The 20,476-nt window shown below is 71.8% G+C and carries 15 protein-coding genes and 1 pseudogene; 11 read left to right on the top strand and 5 right to left on the bottom strand.

Translation table 11 applies throughout. The features are described 5' to 3' along the window. The first annotated feature begins 148 nt into the window (after window positions 1-148). A complete protein-coding gene (locus DN051_RS06900; protein WP_053762593.1) occupies window positions 149-979 on the top strand; it encodes a polysaccharide deacetylase family protein in 831 nt (276 codons plus the stop codon). 28 nt (window positions 980-1,007) lie between these two features. Here the strand turns inward: DN051_RS06900 and DN051_RS06895 are convergent, their stop codons facing one another. Then, window positions 1,008-1,670, bottom strand: a complete 663-nt coding sequence (locus tag DN051_RS06895) for a class F sortase (RefSeq protein ID WP_053762594.1) — start codon at window positions 1,668-1,670, stop codon at window positions 1,008-1,010. An 859-nt stretch (window positions 1,671-2,529) separates the two neighbouring features. Here DN051_RS06895 and DN051_RS46385 point away from each other — a divergent pair. Then, a pseudogene (locus tag DN051_RS46385) lies at window positions 2,530-2,919 on the top strand (hypothetical protein); the annotation flags it as partial. A 110-nt stretch (window positions 2,920-3,029) separates the two neighbouring features. Here DN051_RS46385 and DN051_RS06885 read toward each other — a convergent pair. Together DN051_RS06885 and DN051_RS47240 are read right to left on the bottom strand one after the other, a co-directional pair. Beyond that, window positions 3,030-3,794 (bottom strand): bestrophin-like domain, encoded by a 765-nt coding sequence (locus tag DN051_RS06885; protein WP_079001700.1) that lies wholly within the window; start codon window positions 3,792-3,794, stop codon window positions 3,030-3,032. Between the two features lie 16 nt (window positions 3,795-3,810). Beyond that, window positions 3,811-3,939, bottom strand: coding sequence for a hypothetical protein (locus DN051_RS47240; RefSeq protein ID WP_267890912.1), 129 nt, complete (start codon window positions 3,937-3,939; stop codon window positions 3,811-3,813). Window positions 3,940-4,666: 727 nt separating this feature from the next. On the opposite strand from DN051_RS47240, the gene DN051_RS06875 reads away from it, so the two are divergent. The 3 genes from DN051_RS06875 to DN051_RS06865 all read left to right on the top strand — a co-directional run bounded on the left by DN051_RS06875 (window position 4,667) and on the right by DN051_RS06865 (window position 8,867). Then, the gene (locus DN051_RS06875) at window positions 4,667-5,605 is read left to right on the top strand and encodes an SCO0930 family lipoprotein (protein WP_053760554.1); all 939 of its coding nucleotides are present in this window, start codon (window positions 4,667-4,669) and stop codon (window positions 5,603-5,605) included. Window positions 5,606-5,916: 311 nt separating this feature from the next. After that, the gene (locus DN051_RS06870) at window positions 5,917-6,729 is read left to right on the top strand and encodes an SAM-dependent methyltransferase (RefSeq protein WP_053760555.1); all 813 of its coding nucleotides are present in this window, start codon (window positions 5,917-5,919) and stop codon (window positions 6,727-6,729) included. Continuing rightward, window positions 6,726-8,867, top strand: coding sequence for a putative bifunctional diguanylate cyclase/phosphodiesterase (locus DN051_RS06865; protein WP_053760556.1), 2,142 nt, complete (start codon window positions 6,726-6,728; stop codon window positions 8,865-8,867). The genes DN051_RS06870 and DN051_RS06865 overlap by 4 nt, the downstream gene beginning before the upstream one ends. Window positions 8,868-9,021: 154 nt before the next feature. On the opposite strand, the gene DN051_RS06860 is transcribed toward DN051_RS06865, so the two are convergent. Beyond that, window positions 9,022-9,906, bottom strand: a complete 885-nt coding sequence (locus DN051_RS06860) for a LysR family transcriptional regulator (RefSeq protein WP_112438244.1) — start codon at window positions 9,904-9,906, stop codon at window positions 9,022-9,024. Window positions 9,907-9,990: 84 nt separating this feature from the next. Here DN051_RS06860 and DN051_RS06855 point away from each other — a divergent pair, with 84 nt between their 5' ends. The 5 genes from DN051_RS06855 (at window position 9,991) to DN051_RS06835 (ending at window position 15,216) form a co-directional block, all read left to right on the top strand. Further along, window positions 9,991-10,698, top strand: a complete 708-nt coding sequence (locus DN051_RS06855; RefSeq protein WP_079001218.1) for a succinate dehydrogenase — start codon at window positions 9,991-9,993, stop codon at window positions 10,696-10,698. A gap of 1 nt (window position 10,699) precedes the next feature. After that, window positions 10,700-12,649 (top strand): fumarate reductase/succinate dehydrogenase flavoprotein subunit, encoded by a 1,950-nt coding sequence (locus DN051_RS06850; protein ID WP_053760559.1) that lies wholly within the window; start codon window positions 10,700-10,702, stop codon window positions 12,647-12,649. Next, a complete protein-coding gene (locus DN051_RS06845) occupies window positions 12,646-13,395 on the top strand; it encodes a succinate dehydrogenase/fumarate reductase iron-sulfur subunit (RefSeq protein WP_053760560.1) in 750 nt (249 codons plus the stop codon). Before DN051_RS06850 ends, DN051_RS06845 begins: the two co-directional genes overlap by 4 nt. Before the next feature lie 238 nt (window positions 13,396-13,633). After that, on the top strand, window positions 13,634-14,407 hold the full coding sequence (locus tag DN051_RS06840; RefSeq protein WP_053760561.1) for a GNAT family N-acetyltransferase: 774 nt from the start codon (window positions 13,634-13,636) through the stop codon (window positions 14,405-14,407). After that, window positions 14,407-15,216 carry a lysophospholipid acyltransferase family protein gene (locus DN051_RS06835; protein ID WP_053760562.1) on the top strand — a complete coding sequence of 270 codons (810 nt, stop codon included), beginning with the start codon at window positions 14,407-14,409 and terminating at the stop codon, window positions 15,214-15,216. Before DN051_RS06840 ends, DN051_RS06835 begins: the two co-directional genes overlap by 1 nt. A gap of 241 nt (window positions 15,217-15,457) precedes the next feature. On the opposite strand, the gene DN051_RS06830 is transcribed toward DN051_RS06835, so the two are convergent. Next, a complete protein-coding gene (locus DN051_RS06830; RefSeq protein WP_112438243.1) occupies window positions 15,458-17,800 on the bottom strand; it encodes an ATP-binding cassette domain-containing protein in 2,343 nt (780 codons plus the stop codon). A 182-nt stretch (window positions 17,801-17,982) separates the two neighbouring features. Between DN051_RS06830 and DN051_RS06825 the strand changes: the two genes are divergently transcribed. Beyond that, on the top strand, window positions 17,983-20,454 hold the full coding sequence (locus DN051_RS06825; RefSeq protein WP_112442111.1) for an ATP-dependent Clp protease ATP-binding subunit: 2,472 nt from the start codon (window positions 17,983-17,985) through the stop codon (window positions 20,452-20,454). The last annotated feature ends 22 nt before the right edge of the window (window positions 20,455-20,476 follow it).

Below are 20,476 nucleotides of genomic sequence, written 5' to 3'. Positions count from 1 at the left end.
CGTCCTCCTCCGGCTCGACTCCCCGGCCGTCCGCCGCCCCTGACGGCCCCGACGCCGACCGTTCCGCCCTGGGCCGCACGGGTGTTTTCCTGCCGCTGCTGCGGTGTTGCTGAAGTGCGCCGGGCGGATGCCGGGCGACTGATGACACATGAAGAAGGATCAGTTGCTCACGCGCCGGCGGGCGTTGCTCGGGGGCGTCGCCGCTCTGGGCGCGGCCGGCGCCGCCGGTCTCCTCGGACTGGGCGCGGGCGGCGACCCGGCCGCTCCCGCGGCCCCCGCCGCGGGAGCCCCGGCACGCCGCCCGCTCAAGCCCTCCACCTACCGCCTCCAGCCCCTCGTGGGACACGGCGGGCCGAACGCCTCCAGGACCCTCGTACGCCGCGAGCCGGTCCTGCGCATGACGGGCGTCGGCCGCACCATGGTGCTGACCTTCGACGACGGACCCGACCGGCGCTACACCCCCGACATCCTGAGCACGCTGCGCGCGTACGACGTCCGCGCCATGTTCTTCGTGTGCGGCGAGATGGTCGTCGACAACAAGGACCTGCTCGCGGAGATGGCCGAGGAGGGCCACGTCGTCGGCAACCACACCTGGTCCCACCCGCTGCTGACCGAGCTGAGCCGTGGACGCATCCGCTCCGAGATGGAACGCACCAGCGACGTGATCGAGGAGACGTACGGCGAGCGCCCCCGCTGGTTCCGCGCCCCCTACGGCGCCTGGAACCGGTCGGCCTTCCAGCTGGGCGCCGAGCTGGGCATGGAGCCGCTCGCCTGGACCGTCGACACGCTCGACTGGACCGAACCGGGCACCCGCACCATCGTCGACCAGGTGGAGAACGGCGCCGGGCCCGGTGTCGTGGTGCTCTCGCACGACGCCGGGGGAGACCGCTCGCAGAGCGTGCGGGCACTGCGCGACTATCTGCCGCAGCTGCTGGACGACGGCTACCACATCACCGTGCCCCGTCGCCACCAGGTGTGATCCCGGCCGCCCGCACGGTCCGGGCCGCTCAGCGGACCTCGACCATGCGGGCGAACGCGACGACGTTCCCGTCGTAGCCGTTCTGCTGGGTGAAGCCGCCGCCGCAGGTGATGACCCGCAGTTCGGGCGTGCCCTTGGAGCCGTAGACCCGGTCGCCCGGGAAGTCGTCCTTGTTGAACACCTCGACGCTGTAGACCTCGAACACGGCGGTCTTCCCGTCCTGCCGGGTGATCTCGACCCGGTTGCGCTGCTTCAGCGCGCCGAGGCCGTAGAACACGGCGGGACCCTTCGAGTTGTCCACATGGCCGACCACCACGGCGGTGCCCTTCTCGCCCGGGGTGACGGCACCGGTGAACCAGCCCGCGAGGTTCGGGGTCTCCGGCGGCGGCGCGTCGACCCAGCCCTGCGCGTCCAGGCCGACGGGTGTCATGGGCGCGTCGACCTGGATGGCGGGAATCCTGACCCGCCCGGGTGTGGAGAAGGGCAGCGCTTGCGGGGCGTTCGGGGACGTGCCCGGGGCGGTGCGGGTGTCCGCCGCGGCGGCCGACGCGGGCTGCGGCGGTCCGGCGTCGAACTCCCCCGAACCATTCCGGATGAGTGCGAGACCGGTCAGCAGAACAAGCGCTATCACGCCCCACGGGGCACGCTTCTTCCGCTGCACCTCCTCTTCGTCCGGCTCGGAAAAGTACATTGGTCTTCCCCTCTCGACGCGGCCGTCGCCGCGTCACTTCGCGCATAGGAGAACGCTAAGTCCCGCGGAGGCCACCGGCGACGGGGGCGGAGACGAACGGGTGGCCCGCACGGGTTTCGGGTGCGCCATCCGAGTCGCCGTGAGCAGGAATTTTCTGACGGTATGTGACCTGCGGCAATATCGGATTGTGCGATTGTCGCTCGGCGTGTCCTCTCACCAGGACGGACCATTCCCGAAATGCGGACGCGTGCCGGGCATCTGAGGGTCGTTGCGGGAGGCGCTCACTCGCCGATCGACCGGGGACAGGCTCCGGGCGGCGTCTTCCGCGGAGGAACACATGCGTACTCTTCGTGCTCTGGCAGCCTCTGCGGCCGCCGTGGCAGCGCTCGGGCTGACCGCTCCCCTCGCCCTCGCCCAGGAGGACCCGAACGCCGGCAACGGCAACGGCGTCGGCAACAACAACGGCAACCCCGGCAACCCCGGCAACCCCGCCAATGGAGTGCCGGGCAACGGGAACGACGGCACCGGAAACGGAATCGGCGGGAACGGGAATGTCGGCAACGGGGGCATCGGTGGCAACGGAGGCGGGATCGGCGGCAACAACCTGGGCGGACTCGACGGCACCGGAAACGGCGGGATCGGGGGCATCGGCGGGAACGGCATCGGCGGGAACGGGATCGGCAACGGAAACGGCATCGGCGGAAACGGGATCGGCGGCAACGGAAACGGGATCGGGAACGGGAACGGGAACGGGAACGGATTCGGGGGCAACGGCAACGGATTCGGCGGAAACGGATTCGGCGGCAACGGAAACGGATTCGGGGGGAACGGCAACGGCTTCGGACCCGGCCGCTTCTTTCCGAGCAACATCAACGCTCTGCCCCGTGCCATCGCCCGCGGGGGCCGTATGAGCGTCACGATCGACGGCTGCCCCAACGGCGGCACCATGAGGTCGTCCGTCTTCCCCTCGACCAGGCTCGGGGCGATCGGCGGGGTCAACGGCTCGTCCAGGGGCATCGTGAACATCAGCCCCAACGCCCGGCCCGGGTCGTACGACATCACCATCGACTGCTCCGGCCGCACTCTGACGCGCCCCGCCGCGCTCACCGTCCTCGGCGGCGTACGGGGCGGCATCGGCGGCAGCAGCACCACCGGGGCGACACCCACCGACATGGCGATCGGCGGCGGCCTGGTGGCGACGGCCGTCGTCGGCGGCGGGCTGTTCTGGGTGCGCCGCCGCTCCGAGTAGCGGATCCGGGCCCTGTCTCCCACGGCGTACCCGGGCACAGGACACGCGCCGGGCCTCCGCCCCCGTTCCGATGGAATGCAGGGGCGAAGGCCCGACAGGTGACGCCGGCGTCAGCCCTTGGCGTCGGGGAACAGATTGATGAACGGCTCGGCCGACGCCGCGATGCCGCGGCCGTAGGGCGAGTCGAAGTCCCAGATCAGGAACAGCAGGAAGGCGATCAGCGCGGAGAAGACGCCCGCGAGGATCAGCTCGCGCGGGGTGCGCCGGATCTGGAGGGCCAGGACCATTCCGACGGTCACCACGGCCCCCACCACGAGGCCGAACCAGACGACGCCCGGCATGGTCGGCTCCGTCGAGTCCGCGCGCGCGGTGCGCGCCTGGTCGGCCGCGGCCACCTGGTCGATGAGCGGCTGGTAGGCCTGCGCCTGGAAGTCCGTGCGCGGCTCGTAGTCCGTGACGTCCGTGCGGATACGGTTCAGCAGCTCGGTGCCGCGATCGGTGACCTTGCCGGTGTCGGCCATCGCCTTCCACTCGGTGTGCACCACGTGTCCGACATAGTCGTTGACATCGGCGCGGATCCGGTCACGGACGTCGGCGGGGTAGACCCGCACCCGCTCCGTGATCTCGTGCAGCGCCTGCGCCTCCGCCCGTACCTGGTCCTGGGCGACATTGCGGGCCTCCCAGACGCCGGCGATGGCCAGGCCGAGGACGATGGCGTAGACCACGCCGATCCACATGGTCATGTACTCGATGACGTCGGGTGTCTCGGAGGGATCCTCGTCCTCGGACGCCGTGCGGTTGCGCAGGAGGGTGATGACGACCACCACGGTGCAGGCGGCCAGCATTGCGAGGGTGAGAACAAGCCATTCCGGCAACGGGTTCCTCCAGGGATCAGCGCGGCCGCAGGGCGGCGACGGCGATCACCGCGGGCGCGGTGATGAGCAGGACGTAGGTGACGGGTGACTGGCCTTGGTGTGCGGGCCGGTTGCGTGGCGCGGCGCGGTACTCCGGGTAGCTCACCGGCGTCACCGAGGGGCGAGGGGCCGGCTTCGGCTTCGGAGCCGGTGCGGGCGGCGGAGCGGGTGGCGGAGGCGCGGAGGTGGGCGGCGCCGCCCTGGGCGCCGGCGGCGGAGGCGGCTCGGGCGCCGGTTTCGGCGGCGGTGGTGGTGGCGGCTCCGGTGGCGGAGGCGGGGTGGGCTTCGGCGGTGGCGGTGGCGGTGGCGGAGGAGGCGGCGGAGGAGGCGGTGGTGGCGGTTCGGGCGTCGGAGTGGGGGTGGGCGGCGGGCAGCCCGGGAAAGTGGGCCAGGTGCCGCTCCCCGCGACGGCCACCGCGTCGGTGCCGCCGGGGCCCGTCGAGGCGTACGCGCAGGCGTCGGCCGCCGCGACACCCGCCGCAGGGCCGACGAGGACCCAGGCCAACGTCACCAGGGCCAACACCCGCACACCGACGGACGAATGGCTCGTTTCGGATCCATGCACGACCGAGATCATGTGGTCTCGCGGGCGGCCGCATGCGCCCGAACGGGGGATACCCCCCGAAGGAGGGATCAGGGCGTCCGGGGGTTTGATTCGGCGGCCGGCCGGGGTCGGCGGGGGCGGACGCGCGTGCGGCCCGGGGGCGATTTCACAGGTCCCGGAAAGAAATCTGCGATTCCGTTGAACACAACCGGCGCCCCCGTTCGTACCCATTGTCGTGCGGCGGCGCAGTAGGGCGCTGCAACACCCTTGCGATTATGGGGAGTTGACGATGAAGACCTCCTGGCGGAGCGCCTCACTCGTGGCGAGCGCCGTGGCCGTCCTGGCGCTGACGACGGCGTGCGGTCAGGACAGCGGCACCCAGTCGGCCAGCCAGAACGTGGGCGCCTCCGCGGCGGCCGGTGGTTATGGAGGTACGGGACTGGGCACCGACGCGGGTGCGGCCGCCGACGGCCAGCAGGCCGGGGCCCAGGCCGCTCCCGCGGGCAAGCTGGCCGTCTCCGCCAACGCGGAGCTGGGCAAGGTGCTGATCGACAGCGCCGGCCGTACTCTCTACCGGTTCGACCAGGACACCGCCGAGCCGCCCAAGTCCACCTGTGAAGGCGACTGCGCGACCGCTTGGCCGCCCGTGCCCGCGGGCGACGCCGAGGCCGGCGAGGGCATCGACGCGGCGCTGCTCGGCGAGGTCACCCGCCCCGACGGCACCAAGCAGCTCACGGTCGCGGGCTGGCCGGCGTACCGCTTCGCGAAGGACGTCAACCCCGGTGACACCAAGGGCCAGGGCGTGGGCGGCACCTGGTACGCGCTGGCCCCCGACGGCAAGAAGGCCGAAGTCGCCGACCTGCCCGGGCTGTCCACCCGCAAGGACCCGAAGCTCGGCGAGATCGTCGTCGACAAGAACGGGCACACGGTCTACCGCTTCATGAAGGACGAGGCCTGGCCGAAGCCGGTGTCGGCCTGCAACGGCGAGTGCCTGGAGAAGTGGCCGGTCGTCGCCCCCGTCGGCGCCAACGACACCAAGGGCCTCGACAAGGAGGGCCTGATGAGCTTCACCCGGTCCGACGGCGTCAAGCAGCAGACGGTCGACTGCTGGCCCATCTACACCTTCGCCGGTGACAAGAAGCCCGGCGACACCAACGGTCAGGGCGTGGGCGGTACCTGGTACGCCGTCTCGCCCGACGGAAAACCGGTCGGCGCGCCCGCGAAGTAGGGGCAGGAGGACCACCCCACCGGTCCGTCCCACAGCGCGCGGCCCCGCGGTCCGCCTCCCGAACCCACCATGCGGGAGGCGGGCCGCTTTGTCGTGTTTCTTCAGAAACCCACCCACCCCGGTGCCGTGCGCCGGAACTCTGCGAGACGCTCCGGACACCCTTCGTGACATGGCTCGGCACGGCGCGAACCGGCACGTGCCGGAGGCAGTGACCGGGAACGGATGGTCAATTTCCGTTTCAGCTCGCCCGTTTGGCGGGCGATCAGTAGCCTCTGCTCGAACACCGGATCGCCTATGTCTTGGAGAGCTGGATGGAGCGTCCCGCCTGGGCCCCACGGAGCATCGACATCTCGCTGCCGAGCGTTGCGCGGATCTACGACTACTACCTGGGCGGTTCGCACAACTTCGAGGTCGACCGGGAGGCGGCCCGCAGGGCGATGGAGTTCATGCCGGGGCTCCCCAAGATCATGCAGGCGAACCGGGCGTTCATGCGCCGCGCCGTGGCGTACGCGGCAGGGCAGGGCATCTCGCAGTTCCTGGACATCGGTTCGGGCATCCCGACCTTCGGCAACGTCCACGAGGTGGCCCAGTCGGCCAGCCCCGGCGCGCGCGTGGTGTACGTCGACCACGACCCGGTGGCCGTCGCGCACAGCCACGCCGTGCTCCGGGGCAACGAGCACGCGGACGTCGTCGCCGCCGACCTCCGCAAGCCGCAGGACATCCTGGCGAGCCCTCAGGTGGAGCGCCTGCTCGACCTGAAGCAGCCGGTGGCGCTGCTCCTCGTTGCCATACTTCACTTCGTGGAGGACACGGACGACCCCTACGGGGCGGTGGCCCGGCTGGGCGAGGCGCTCGCACCCGGCAGCATGCTGGTCCTGACGCATGCCTCGTACGAGGGAATCCCGTTGCCACCCGAGCGGGCGGGCGGCGCGGTGGACGTGTACAAGGACCTCCGCAACCCGCTGATCATGCGTTCGCGCGAGGAGATCGCGCGGTTCTTCGAGGGGTACGACATGGTGGAACCGGGACTGGTGCCGATGCCCGTATGGCGGCCGGACACCGCACCGGAGGACGAGGATCCCTACGCCTTCTCAGGTTTCGCGGGCGTGGGGCGTACAGCGTGATCGCGGAGCCGGACGGGCCGGAGGACAGACTGAGGCGGTTCGCCACGATCTGGAGCCGAGCCGTCTTCCCGGCGACCTCGACATCGCTGACCCGGCCGGAGTTCGAGGAGGAACTGCTGCCGCTGGCCCGCCGGTTGAGCGGGGCGCTGCGGGCCCGGACCTTCGACGCGGCCGAGGGCCGGGCGGTGGGTGCCGCGCTGATCGGCGCGCACTGCACCGACCCGGAGGCGCTCAGCCGGGCGCTGGACTGCGTCGACGCCTATCTGGTGCTCTACTGCGGCGAGGACGGCCCCCAGGAGGATCTGCGGGCGCGGTCGGCGCGGCTGCAGCACGCCATGGCCGCCGGATTCGCCGAGGCACTGCGCGAACGCACGCTGGCCGAGCAGGAGTCCATCGCCCAGGCCGCGCTGCGCGCCCAGGGCGTGGTGGCGCAGGCGCTGCACGCCAGCGAGGCCCGGTTCCGCGCGGTGTTCGAAGGCGCGGCCATAGGCATCGGCATCGCCGACCTGGACGGCAACGTCCTGGAGATCAACGACGCGCTGCTGCGTATGTTCGGTGGCTCCGAGAACAATCTGCGCGGCCGCAACGTGCGGGAGTGGACGCACGCCGAGGACGCCCCGCAGGTGTGGCGGCTGTACGAGGAACTGGTGCGCGGCGAGCGCGAGCACTACCACGTGGAGAAGGCCTTCTACCGGCCGGACGGCACGGTCCTGTGGACCAATCTGACCGTCTCCCTGCTGCGCGACGCCGACGGCAACCCGCAGTACCAGCTCGCCCTCATGGAGGACACCACCGAGCGGCGGCTGCTCAACCTCCGGCTGCGCTACGAGGCCACGCACGACGCCCTCACCGGACTACCCAACCGCACCCTGTTCTTCGAACGTCTGGAGAAGGTGCTGGCCTCGGGCGAGAACCAGCGCTTCGGCCTGTGCTACCTCGACCTCGACGGCTTCAAGACCATCAACGACAGCCTCGGCCACGCGGCCGGCGACCGGCTGCTCGTCGAGGTCGCCGACCGGCTCCAGGGCTGCGCCACCGCGCCCGGCGAGATGGTCGCCCGCCTCGGCGGCGACGAGTTCGTGGCGCTGACCACCGGAGCCGACGCCCAGCGCGAGGTGGACGAACTCGCCGCCCGCATCATGAACGCGCTGGTGGCCCCGATCAGCATCGACGGCCGGGAACTGACCGTGCGCGGCAGTATCGGCATCGTCGAGGGAGCCGCGGGGGAGCGGAGCGCGGCGGAGGTGCTGCGCAGCGCCGACATCACGATGTACCGGGCCAAGTCCGCGGGCGGCAACCGGTTCGAACTGGCCGACGCGGAGGCCGACGCCCGGGCGATCACCCGGCACGGTCTCACCACGGCCCTGCCGACCGCCCTGGAGCGGGGCGAGTTCTTCATCGAGTACCAGCCGCTGGTCCACCTCGGCGACGGCAGTGTCCGCGGCGCGGAGGCCCTGGTGCGCTGGCTGCATCCGCAGCACGGCGTCCTCGGCCCGGACCGTTTCATCCCGCTCGCCGAGCACACCGGCCTGATCGTGCCGCTCGGCCGCTGGGTGCTGGAGCAGTCGGTGCGCCAGGCCCGGGACTGGCGGGAGCGCCACGCCGCCTCGGCCGGCACCCCGCTGCGCATCAACGTCAACCTCTCGCCCTGCCAGCTCACCCACCCCGGGCTGGTGCAGGACACCGTCGAGATCCTCCAGGCCGCGGGCGTCGCGCCCGACGCGCTCTGCCTGGAGGTCACCGAGTCGGCACTGATCGGCGCCGACGACGCGCTCCTGAAGCCGCTGCGCCGACTGGCCGACATGGGTGTCGACATCGCGCTGGACGACTTCGGCACCGGCTACTCCAACCTCGCCAACCTCCGGCGGCTGCCGGTGAGCATCCTGAAGCTGGACCGCTCCTTCACCCAGAGCATGCAGAGGTTCCCGGCCGACCCCGTCGACCTCAAGATCGTCGAGGGGATCGTGTCGCTCGCCCACAGCCTCGATCTCGCGGTCACCGTCGAGGGAGTGGAGACCGGAGCGCAGGCCGAGCAGCTGCGGATACTGGGCTGCGACACGGCCCAGGGCTGGTACTACGCCCGCCCGGGTCCCCCGGACCGTCTGCACGAACTGGCCCTGGCCGACGCGACGGGCTGAGCCGGCCGCCGCCCGAGGAGCCTCGGGCGGCTTCGCCGGGGACGGGGGCGCGGGGGTTCGTGCCGGAGATGCCGGGGACGGGCCGCGCGGGGTTTCGTCCCGGTGCTGTCGTCGGCGCGCGGTGCGCCTCCGGCCGGTCGCGCCCGCGGGTGGGTCAGCGCTCCAGCAGCATCCGCTGGAGCTCGCGTGCCGCCCGGGGCGGTGCCACGTCGCTGCGGTGCGCCAGGGCGATCGTGCGGTGCAGGCCGGGGCGGGCCAGTGGGGTCACCCGCAGTCCGCGGCCGGACCGGGCCGCCACCATGCGCGGGACGACGGCGACACCGAGGCCCGCGCGGACGAAGCCCAGCACCGCGTCCATCTCACCGCCCTCCACCGCGAAATCCGGTTCGAAGCCCTCGGCGCGGCACGCGGCGACGGTCAGTTCCCGCAGGTCGTAGCCGTGCCGGAACATCACCAGGCGTTCTCCCTCCAGATCGGCGACCTGCACGGCACGCCGGTCACCGCCCGGCCGGGGCGCATCGGGCGAGGAGACCACCACCAGGTCCTCGCGCAGCAGCTCCACCGTGGTCAGCGCCGGTGACGGCGTCGGCAGCGGCAGGACGACCAGGGCCAGATCCAGGGCTCCGCGCGCGAGGTGCCGTACGAGGTCGTGCGAGCCGCCCTCCTCGATCAGCAGCTGGATGCCGGGGTACCGGTCGTGGAAGGCGCGCAGCACGTCCGGCAGCAGACCGGTGCACAGACTCGGTGTCGCGCCGAGCCGCACCCGGCCCCGGCGCAGCTGCACCAGCTCCTGCACCTCGTGCCGGGCCGTGTCCGCGTCGGCCAGGATCCGCCGGGCCAGCGGCAGCAGCGCCTCGCCGGCGTCGGTCAGTGTGATGTTCCCGCGCGCCCGCAGGAACAGATCCGCGCCCAGCTCCCGCTCCAGCGTCTTGATCTGCTGGGACAACGAGGGCTGGGCGACATGGACGAGATCCGCGGCACGGGTGAAGTGCCGGGTCTCGGCGACCGCCACGAAGTACTGAAGCTGCTGGAACTGCACACCACCAGCATAGGCCTCGGCTATCGAATCAAGCCGGACCATGTCTTGGACCGATGGGGTACTTCCCCTCTAGCGTCCTGTGACATGGCTCTGGCAACGCGGACGGACCGACGGCCGTCCATGGCACGCACCGTGTGGGACAGCTCCGTCGGCAAGAAGACAGTGATGGCGGTCAGCGGCCTCATCATGCTCATGTACCTGGTCGCCCACATGATCGGGAACCTCAAGGTCTTCTTCGGCCCCGACGACATCAACCATTACGCCCACTGGCTGCGCACCATGGGCGGGCCCGTCCTCCACTACGAGTGGGCGCTGTGGATCGTGCGGGTCGTGCTCGTGGTGGCGGTCGTCGCCCACGCCGTCTCCGCGTACCAGCTCAGCCGCCGCGACATCAAGGCCCGGCCGACCAAGTACGTCCACAAGAAGCCGAGGGCGTCCTACGCGACGCGCACCATGCGCTGGGGCGGGATCATCCTCGCCCTGTTCATCGTCTGGCACATCCTCGACCTGACCACCGGCACCGTGCACCCCGGTGGCTACGAGCACCTGCGCCCGTACCAGAACCTCATCGACACCTTCTCGACCTGGTACAGCAACGTCATCTACATCGTCGCGGTGCTCGCCGTCGGCCTGCACATCCGGCACGGCTTCTGGAGCGCCGCACAGACCCTCGGCGTCGGCAGCCGCACCCGCGACCGCGCCCTGAAGACGACGGCCAACGGCCTCGCGCTGCTGCTCACGGTCGGTTTCCTCGCCGTTCCCGTGGGCGTCATGACCGGATTGGTGAGCTGACATGACCTCCTACGACGACTACACGACCGGTGAACCGGTCGTCGACACCAAGGCCCCCGCGGGCCCCGTCAACGAACGCTGGGACAAGCGCCGTTTCGAGGCCAAGCTGGTCAACCCCGCCAACCGCCGCAAGCACACCGTGATCGTGGTCGGCACCGGCCTGGCCGGCGGCTCCGCCGGCGCCACGCTGGCCGAACAGGGCTACCACGTCGTCCAGTTCTGCTACCAGGACTCCCCGCGCCGCGCCCACTCGATCGCCGCGCAGGGTGGTATCAACGCCGCGAAGAACTACCGCAACGACGGCGACTCCGTCCACCGCCTCTTCTACGACACCGTCAAGGGCGGTGACTTCCGCGCCCGCGAGTCGAACGTGCACCGCCTCGCCCAGGTGTCGGTGGAGATCATCGACCAGTGCGTCGCGCAGGGCGTGCCCTTCGCCCGCGAGTACGGCGGACTGCTCGACACCCGCTCCTTCGGCGGCGTCCAGGTCTCCCGCACCTTCTACGCCCGCGGCCAGACGGGCCAGCAGCTGCTGCTCGGCGCGTACCAGGCACTCAGCCGGCAGATCGCGGCGGGCAACGTGGAGATGCACCCGCGCACCGAGATGCTGGACCTGATCGTCATCGACGGCCGGGCCCGCGGGATCGTCGCCCGCGACCTGATCACCGGGAAGATCGACACCTACTTCGCGGACGCCGTCGTCCTCGCCTCCGGCGGCTACGGCAACGTGTTCTATCTGTCGACCAACGCGATGAACTCCAACGCGACCGCGGTCTGGCGGGCGCACCGGCGCGGCGCCTACTTCGCCAACCCGTGCTTCACCCAGATCCACCCGACCTGCATCCCGCGCACCGGCGACCACCAGTCCAAGCTGACCCTGATGAGCGAGTCGCTGCGCAACGACGGCCGTATCTGGGTGCCCAAGGCCAAGGGAGACACCCGGCCGCCGAGCGGCATCCCCGAGGACGAGCGCGACTACTACCTGGAGCGCATCTACCCGTCCTTCGGCAACCTGGTGCCCCGCGACATCGCCTCCCGCGCCGCGAAGAACGTCTGCGACGAGGGCAGGGGCGTGGGTCCCGGCGGCCAGGGCGTCTACCTCGACTTCGCCGACGCCATCGCGCGGATGGGCCGCAAGGCCGTCGAGGCGAAGTACGGCAACCTCTTCGACATGTACCAGCGGATCACCGACGAGGATCCGTACGAGGTGCCCATGCGGATCTACCCCGCGGTGCACTACACGATGGGCGGACTGTGGGTCGACTACGACCTCCAGACCACCATCCCCGGCCTGTTCGCGATCGGCGAGGCCAACTTCTCCGACCACGGCGCGAACCGCCTCGGCGCCTCCGCGCTGATGCAGGGACTCGCCGACGGCTACTTCGTGCTGCCGGCGACCATCAACGACTACCTCGCGCGCAATCCGGCGCAGGGCCAGGTCACCGAGGCGCACCCGGTGGTCCAGGAGGTGCTGGCCGAGACACAGGACCGGCTCAACCTGCTGCTGTCCATCGACGGCGACCGCACCCCCGACTCCTTCCACCGCGAGATCGGTGAGCTGATGTGGGAGTTCTGCGGCATGGCCCGCAGCGACAGCGGACTCCGCAAGGCGCTGGAGCGCATCCCGCAGATCCGCGAGGAGTTCTGGCGGCGGATCCGGGTGCCCGGCACCGGCGAGGAGTTCAACCAGTCCCTGGAGAAGGCCAACCGGGTCGTCGACTACCTGGAGCTGGCCGAGCTGATGTGCCTGGACGCGCTGCACCGCAGCGAGTCCTGCGGCGGCCACTTCCGTGAGGAGTCGCAGACCCCCGACGGCGAGGCCGCCCGCAGGGACGACGAGTTCTCCTACGCCGCCGCCTGGGAGTTCACCCGCACCGGCGAGTCCCCCGTCCTGCACAAGGAAGACCTGGTCTTCGAGTACGTCCACCCCACCCAGCGGAGCTACGCATGAAGCTCACCCTGCGCGTCTGGCGGCAGCAGAACGCCGACGCACAAGGCGCCATGTCCACGTACGAGGTGGACGGCATCTCACCCGACATGTCCTTCCTGGAGATGCTCGACACCCTCAACGAGGAGCTCATCCTCAAGGGGGAGGACCCGGTCGCGTTCGACCACGACTGCCGTGAGGGCATCTGCGGTGCCTGCTCGCTCGTCATCAACGGCGACGCGCACGGCCCCGAGCGCACCACCACCTGCCAATTGCACATGCGGTCCTTCAAGGACGGCGACGCCATCGACATCGAGCCGTGGCGCGCCTCGGCCTTCCCGGTGATCAAGGACCTGGTCGTGGACCGGTCCGCCTTCGACCGGATCATCCAGGCCGGCGGCTACATCACCGCCCCGACCGGCTCCGCGCCCGAGGCCCACGCCACGGCCGTGCCGAAGCCCGACGCCGACTTCGCCTTCGAGCACGCCGAGTGCATCGGCTGCGGCGCGTGCGTGGCCGCGTGCCCCAACGGCGCGGCGATGCTCTTCGCCTCCGCGAAGGTCAACCACCTCAACGTCCTGCCGCAGGGCGCGCCCGAACGGGAGACCCGGGTGCTGGACATGGTGGCGCAGATGGACGAGGAGGGCTTCGGCGGCTGCACCCTCACCGGGGAGTGCGCCACCGCCTGCCCGAAGGGCATTCCGCTGAGCTCCATCACCGGTATGAACAAGGAGTGGCTGCGGGCCACCCGAAAGGCGGCCAAGAAGTAGCCCACCGACGTGGGGGAGACGTTCGCAAAGCGTGCGGACGGGCGGGACCGGGAGTGGTGCTCATCCCCGGTCCCGTCTCGCATTCCGGGCCACCCCTGGCATTCAACAGCCGCACATCCCCGCTCCTGCCGCAGGTCACGCACACGCCAACCGGCCTAGGAAGAACTGTGGCGGCAGGCCGGACGACACCGGCCCGCCCGCTGCCGTCGTCGAACCGGCCCGTGACCAGGAGTGTGCCATGACCGGCGTTTCCACCCTCGACCGTCCCCCGCAGCCAGCGGCTCCCACCCGCTACACCGTCACCCTCGCCCGCGACGAGGACGACGTCCGTGCCGCCCAGCGGCTGCGGCACGACGTCTTCGCGGGCGAGATGGGCGCGCTGCTGTCCACGCCGCAGCCGGGCCTCGACGTCGACCCCTTCGACGCGTACTGCGACCACCTGCTGGTCCGCGACACGCTCACCGGGCAGGTCGTCGGCACCTACCGGCTGCTGCCGCCCGAGCGCGCCTCGGTCGCCGGCCGGCTCTACTCCGAGGGCGAGTTCGACCTCACCCGGCTCGACCCGATCCGCTCCGGTCTCGTCGAGGTCGGCCGCTCCTGCGTCCACCCCGACCACCGCGACGGCACCGTCATCGGCCTGATCTGGGCCGGCATAGCGCGCTACATGGTCGACCGCGGCCACGAGTGGCTGGCCGGCTGCTGCTCGATCCCGCTCACCGACGGCGGCGCGCTGGCCGCCGGCACCTGGGACCGGGTCGAGGCGAAGAACCTGGCCCCCGAGGAATTCCGCGTGGACCCGCTGCTGCCGTGGGACCCGACCGGGGTGGCCCGCCCCGACGGGCGCACCGAGCTGCCGCCCCTGCTGCGCGGCTACGTCCGCCTGGGCGCCTGGGTGTGCGGGCGTCCCGCGCACGACCCGGACTTCGGGGTCGCCGACCTGTACGTGCTGCTGTCGATGCGCCGGGTCAACTCGCGCTATCTGCGGCACTTCCTCTCGCTCGTCCCGGCCTGATGAGCGTCTGGCTGCCCAGCGCGCCCTGCACCCCCGGGGCGTGCGTGGAGCCCGCGGCGCGGGGGAGGGCCGCCCTGTGGGGCGTGCTGCGGCTCGCCGCGCTCACGGCCCTGGTCCTCGCGGGCATCACCCTGCTGCCGTTCGGCAGGCGCGTCCCCGCCGGTGCGGTGCGCCGCTGGGCCAGGGTGATCGTACGGGCGGCGGGCGTCCGGGTCCGTATCACCGGCGCCCCGGCACCTACCGGGGGAGTGCTGCTGGTCGCCAACCACATCTCCTGGCTGGACATCCCGCTGCTCGCCGCCGTACGCCCGGCCCGCATGGTCGCCAAGACCGAGATACGGCAGTGGCCCGTCGCGGGCGCGCTGGCCGCCCGAGCGGGGGTCCTGTTCATCGAACGGGACCGGCTGCGCACGCTGCCGGGAACGGTCGCGCACATCGCCGGTCTGCTGCGGTCCGGGACGGCGGTCGGGGTCTTCCCCGAGGGCAGCACCTGGTGCGGCCGAGCCCAGGGCACCTTCCGGCGCGCCGCCTTCCAGGCCGCGCTCGACGCCGGTGTCCCCGTCCAGCCCGTCCGCATCCGCTACCGCCTCGCCGGAGGGCCGGCCAGCACCGCACCGGCGTTCGTCGGCGAGGACTCCCTGCTCGCCTCCCTGTGGCGGGTCGCCACGGCCCGCGGCCTGGTCGCCGAGGTGGACGTACGCGACCCGATCGCACCGGGCACCCACCCCGACCGCCGCTCCCTCGCCCGCGCCGCCCAGCCCGCCCCGACCCCGGAATCGGGCTGGACCCACGCGGTACTGGCGTCCTGACCGCACCGCCCGACGCGCGGCGCACCGGCTGGTCCGGGAGCGGATCCCGGTCCCGGTCGCGGTCGGCGAGGTGCCGGTTCGCGGACCGCGAGGCGACGATCGGCGACGTGCCGGTTCCCGGTCGGCGAGGCGGGCCTGTCCCGGCCCGGATCCTGGTCGGCGCAGTGGAGCCGGTCGCGGTCCTGGCCGCCGGCGCAGTGGGCGTCGTGATCCAGCCCCGGCCGGATGCCGGTCGCCGAGGTCAGACGGTGCCCGGCGCCAGCGCCCCGGCCAGGTGGCGTGCCGTGCTGCTGTCCGTCGCGCGGGCCACTTCCACGGCCGGACCCGCCGCCACGATCCTGCCGCCCGCGTCCCCGCCGCCCGGCCCCATGTCGATCACCCAGTCGGCGTCCGCGACCACGGACATGTCGTGCTCGACGACGACCACCGTGTGCCCGGCGTCGACCAGGCCGTGCAGCTGCCGCATCAGGACCCGCACGTCGGCCGGGTGGAGTCCGGTCGTCGGTTCGTCGAGGAGGTAGAGGGTGCGGCCGCGGCGGCCGCGCTGCAACTCGCTCGCCAGCTTGATGCGCTGGGCCTCCCCGCCGGACAGCTCCGTCGCGGGCTGGCCGAGCCGCAGATAGCCGAGCCCCACCCGCATCAGCGTGCCGAGGCTGCGGGACACCTGCGGCGTGTCCGCGAAGAAGTCCGACGCCGCCTCGACGGTCAGGTCCAGCACCTCGGCGATGGTCCGGCCCCGGTACGTGACCTCCAGCGTCCCGGCGTTGTAGCGCGCCCCGCCGCACTCCGGGCAGGGCGCGTAGGTGCTCGGCAGGAACAGCAGTTCCACGCTGACGAACCCCTCGCCCTGACATGTCTCGCACCGCCCTCCGGCCACGTTGAACGAGAACCGGCCGACCCCGTAGCCGCGTTCACGGGCCGCCGCGGTGCCGGCGAACACCTTGCGCACGACGTCGAAGAGTCCGGTGTACGTCGCGAGGTTCGAGCGCGGTGTCCGCCCGATCGGCCGCTGGTCCACCGAGACGAGGCGGCCGACACCGGCCAGGTCCTCCGTGATCTCCCCGATCAGTGTCGACTTCCCCGAACCCGACACTCCGGTCACCGCCGTGAACACACCGAGCGGGAAGTCCGCCGTCACCCCGCGCAGGTTGTGCCGCGTGACCGGACCGACCCGCAACCAGTCGCGCGGCACACGCACTTCGCGTGCCGGGACGGGGGAGTCGTCGAACAGGAACCGGGCCGTCGCCGACTCCGGTACCGAGGCCAGCCCCGGTACCGGACCGCTGTACAGCACCTGACCGCCGTGCTCCCCGGCGAGCGGACCGACGTCGACGACCCAGTCGGCGCCGCGCACCACCTCCAGATGGTGCTCCACCACGAACACCGAGTTGCCGGCCGACTTCAGCCGCTCCAGCACCGTCAGCAGGGCCTCGGTGTCCGCCGGGTGCAGCCCCGCGGACGGCTCGTCGAGGACGTAGACGACCCCGAACAGCCCGGAGCGCAGCTGGGTCGCCAGCCGCAGCCGTTGCAGCTCGCCCGCGGACAGGGTCGGGGTGGCGCGGTCCAGGCTGAGATAGCCGAGACCGAGCTCGACGACCGGCGCGATCCGGGACCGGAGGTCGTCGGTGAGGACCCGCGACGCCTCGTCGGTGGCGACCAGTTCGTCGGCGAGCCCGCTCAGCGGCAGCGCGGCGAGTTCCGCGATCGTACGGCCGGCGAAGGTCACCGCCAGCGCCTCGGGGCGCAGCCGGCTGCCGCCGCAGACCGGGCAGGGCGCACTGGTGAGGAACCGCTCCGCCTTGGCCCGCAGGGTGGCGCTCCTGGTGTCCGCGAAGGTCTTCAGCACATACCGCCGGGCGCTCATGTACGTGCCCTGGTACGGCCGTTGGATCCGATCGGCGTCGCGCACCGGGTGCACGGTGACCACCGGCTGCTCGTCCGTGAACAGGATCCACTCCCGCTGCTCGGCGGGCAGCTCGCGCCACGGCCGGTCCACGTCGTGGCCCAGCGTGTCGAGGATGTCACGCAGGTTCTTGCCCTGCCAGGCGCCCGGCCACGCGGCGATCGCGCCCTCGCGGATCGACAGCGACGGGTCGGGGACCAGCAACTCCTCGGTCGTCCGGTGCACCCGCCCGAGGCCCTGGCAGTGCGGGCACGCGCCGGCCGCCGTATTGGGGGAGAAGGCGTCCGAGTCGAGACGCGGTGCCCCCGGGGGGTAGTCCCCGGCCCGGGAGTAGAGCATCCGCAGCGAGTTCGACAGATTGGTGACCGTGCCCACGGACGAGCGCGACGTCGGCGCCGAGCGGCGCTGCTCCAGCGACACGGCGGGCGGCAGCCCGGTGATCTCGGCGACCTTCGGTGCGCCGACCTGATGGATCAGCCGGCGCGCGTACGGGGCGACGGACTCGAAGTAGCGCCGCTGAGCCTCCGCGTAGATCGTGCCGAACGCCAGTGACGACTTTCCCGACCCGGACACACCGGTGAACACGGTCAGCCGGTTCCGGGGGATGTCGACGTCCACGCCCCTGAGGTTGTGCTCGCGGGCGCCGCGGACGCGGACACAGGGGTCGTGCGGATCGGACATGGGCGGGAACTCCGTACGGGGCTGGGCCGGCGTGGAGGCGAGGGCCGGGCGGGGGACAAACCCCGCGATTCTATGCGAGCGGGGTCGGTCACGCCCGGTGACCTGCGCGGGTGCGGGTGTGGGTGCACTGTGCGAGTTTGGAGGCACGGATGCCTGCCGAGTCCCGTGAAAGGCCCGTGGTCATGACTACTCCCGGTTTCGGTTTCGGACGCAGCCCGTTCGAAGAGTTCGACGACTTGATGTCCCGGTACTTCGGCGGCCCCGGCACAGCCCCGCCCACCCGGCGTATGCAGCGGGTCGACATCGGCAGTCTGCTGTCGGAGCGCGCCCGTGAGCTGGTGGCCGAGGCCAGGGAGATCGCGGCCGACGAGGGCAGCGAGGACCTCGACGCCAGGGACCTGCTCGCGGCGGCCACCGAGCACGACTCCACCCGACGGCTGCTCAGCGAGGCCGGCGCCGACCCCGACCGGATCCGGGAGCGGCTCGGGACGGGCGCCGGCACGGGCGCGAAGTCCGAACCCGCCGCGCTCACCCCGGCCGCCAAGCGGGCCCTGCTCGACGCCTACCAGATCTCCCGCGCCGAGGGCGCCTCGTACATAGGCCCCGAACACCTGCTGCGGGCCCTGGCCGCCAACCCCGAGTCGGCGGCCGGGCAGGCGCTCGCCGACAGCGGCTGGGAGACCACCAGGCTGCCCGCCGAGACCGCGGCCGAACGCAAGCGGCCGAGCAACACGCCGACCATCGACGAGTACGGACGTGACCTCACCGAGGACGCCCGCGCCGGCCGGCTCGACCCCGTGATCGGGCGCGACGAGGAGGTCGAGCAGACCATCGAGATCCTCTCGCGGCGCAGCAAGAACAACCCCGTCCTGATCGGCGACCCCGGGGTGGGCAAGACCGCCATCGTCGAGGGCATCGCCCAGCGCATCGCCACCGACGATGTGCCCCAGACCCTGACCGGGAAGCGGCTGATCGCCCTGGATCTGGCCGGCATGGTGGCCGGCACCAAGTACCGCGGCGAATTCGAGGAGCGGCTGAAGAAACTGCTCGACGAGATCGGCGAGCACGGCGACGAAGTGGTGCTGTTCCTCGACGAGATGCACACCGTCGTGGGCGCCGGGGGCGGCGGCGAGGGCTCCCTGGACGCGGGCAACATGCTCAAGCCGGCCCTCGCCCGCGGTGAACTGCACCTCATCGGCGCGACCACCGTCGACGAGTACCGCAAGCACATAGAGAAGGACGCCGCGCTGGAGCGACGCTTCGCCCCCATCCTGGTCGGCGAGCCCAGCGTGGACGACACCGTGGAGATCCTGCGCGGGCTGCGCGACCGCTACGAGGCGCACCACCAGGTCCGGATCACGGACGAGGCGGTCGTCGCCGCGGCCGAGCTGTCCGACCGGTACATCACCTCCCGCTTCCTGCCCGACAAGGCGATCGACCTGATGGACCAGGCCGCCGCCCGCGTCCGTCTGCGCGCCAAGACCCCGCTCGCCGACACCCGCGAGACCGAGGACCGCATCGCCGCGCTGAACCGGGAGAAGGACCAGGCGGTCGCCGACGAGGAGTACGAGCGCGCCCAGGAGCTGCGGGACCGCGTCAAGGAGGCCGAGACGCGGCTCGCCGAGGCCGCGAAGGCGGAGATCCACACGCCGAGCGTCACCGCCGAGGACATCGCCGAGGTCGTCTCCCGCTCCACCGGCATTCCCGTCGCCCAGCTCACCGAGGAGGAGCGCGAGCGGCTGATGAAGCTGGAGGACCACCTCCACCAGCGGGTCATCGGCCAGGACGAGGCGATCACCGCGGTCTCCCGCGCCGTACGCCGGGCCCGCGCCGGGATGAGCGATCCGAACCGTCCGGTCGGCAGCTTCCTGTTCCTCGGCCCCACCGGCGTCGGCAAGACCGAACTGGCGCGGGCGCTGGCGGAGTCGCTGTTCGGCGACGAGCACCGCATGATCCGCCTGGACATGAGCGAGTTCCAGGAGCGGCACACCGTCTCCCGCCTGATCGGCGCGCCGCCCGGATACGTCGGCCACGAGGAGGCCGGACAGCTCACCGAGGCGGTGCGCCGCCAGCCGTACGCGGTGCTGCTGCTCGACGAGGTGGAGAAGGCCCACCCCGACGTCTTCAACACACTGCTCCAGCTGCTGGACGACGGCCGGCTCACGGACTCGCAGGGCCGCACCGTCGACTTCAAGAACACCGTCGTCATCATGACGTCGAACATCGGCGCCGACCGCATCCTGGCCGCCGGCACCGACGACTACGGCAAGGTCCGTGACGCCGTCATGCCCGCACTCCAGCAGCACTTCCGGCCCGAGTTCCTCAACCGCATCGACGAGATCATCGTGTTCCGCGGCCTGGACCGCGCCGAGCTGCGGCAGATCGTCGAACTGCTGCTGGAGCACACCCGTCGCCGACTGCACGCCCAGGACGTCGCCCTGGAGGTCACCGACGCGGCCGCCGACCTGCTGGCCCACCTCGGCCACCAGCCGGAGTTCGGCGCCCGCCCGCTGCGCCGCACCATCCAGCGGGAGGTCGACGACCGGCTGGCCGACATGCTCCTGTCCGGCGACCTCAAGCCGGGCGACCGGGCACGGGTGGACGCGGTGGACGGCGCGCTGGAGGTGACCGCGGAGCAGCCGGCCGGGGTGTGAAGGGCCGAATCGTCCCGATCCC

Source organism: Streptomyces cadmiisoli (assembly GCF_003261055.1).
GTDB lineage: Bacteria > Actinomycetota > Actinomycetes > Streptomycetales > Streptomycetaceae > Streptomyces > Streptomyces cadmiisoli.
Note: the sequence above shows the minus strand (reverse complement) of the source record. Positions and strands in the feature narration are given on the sequence as shown.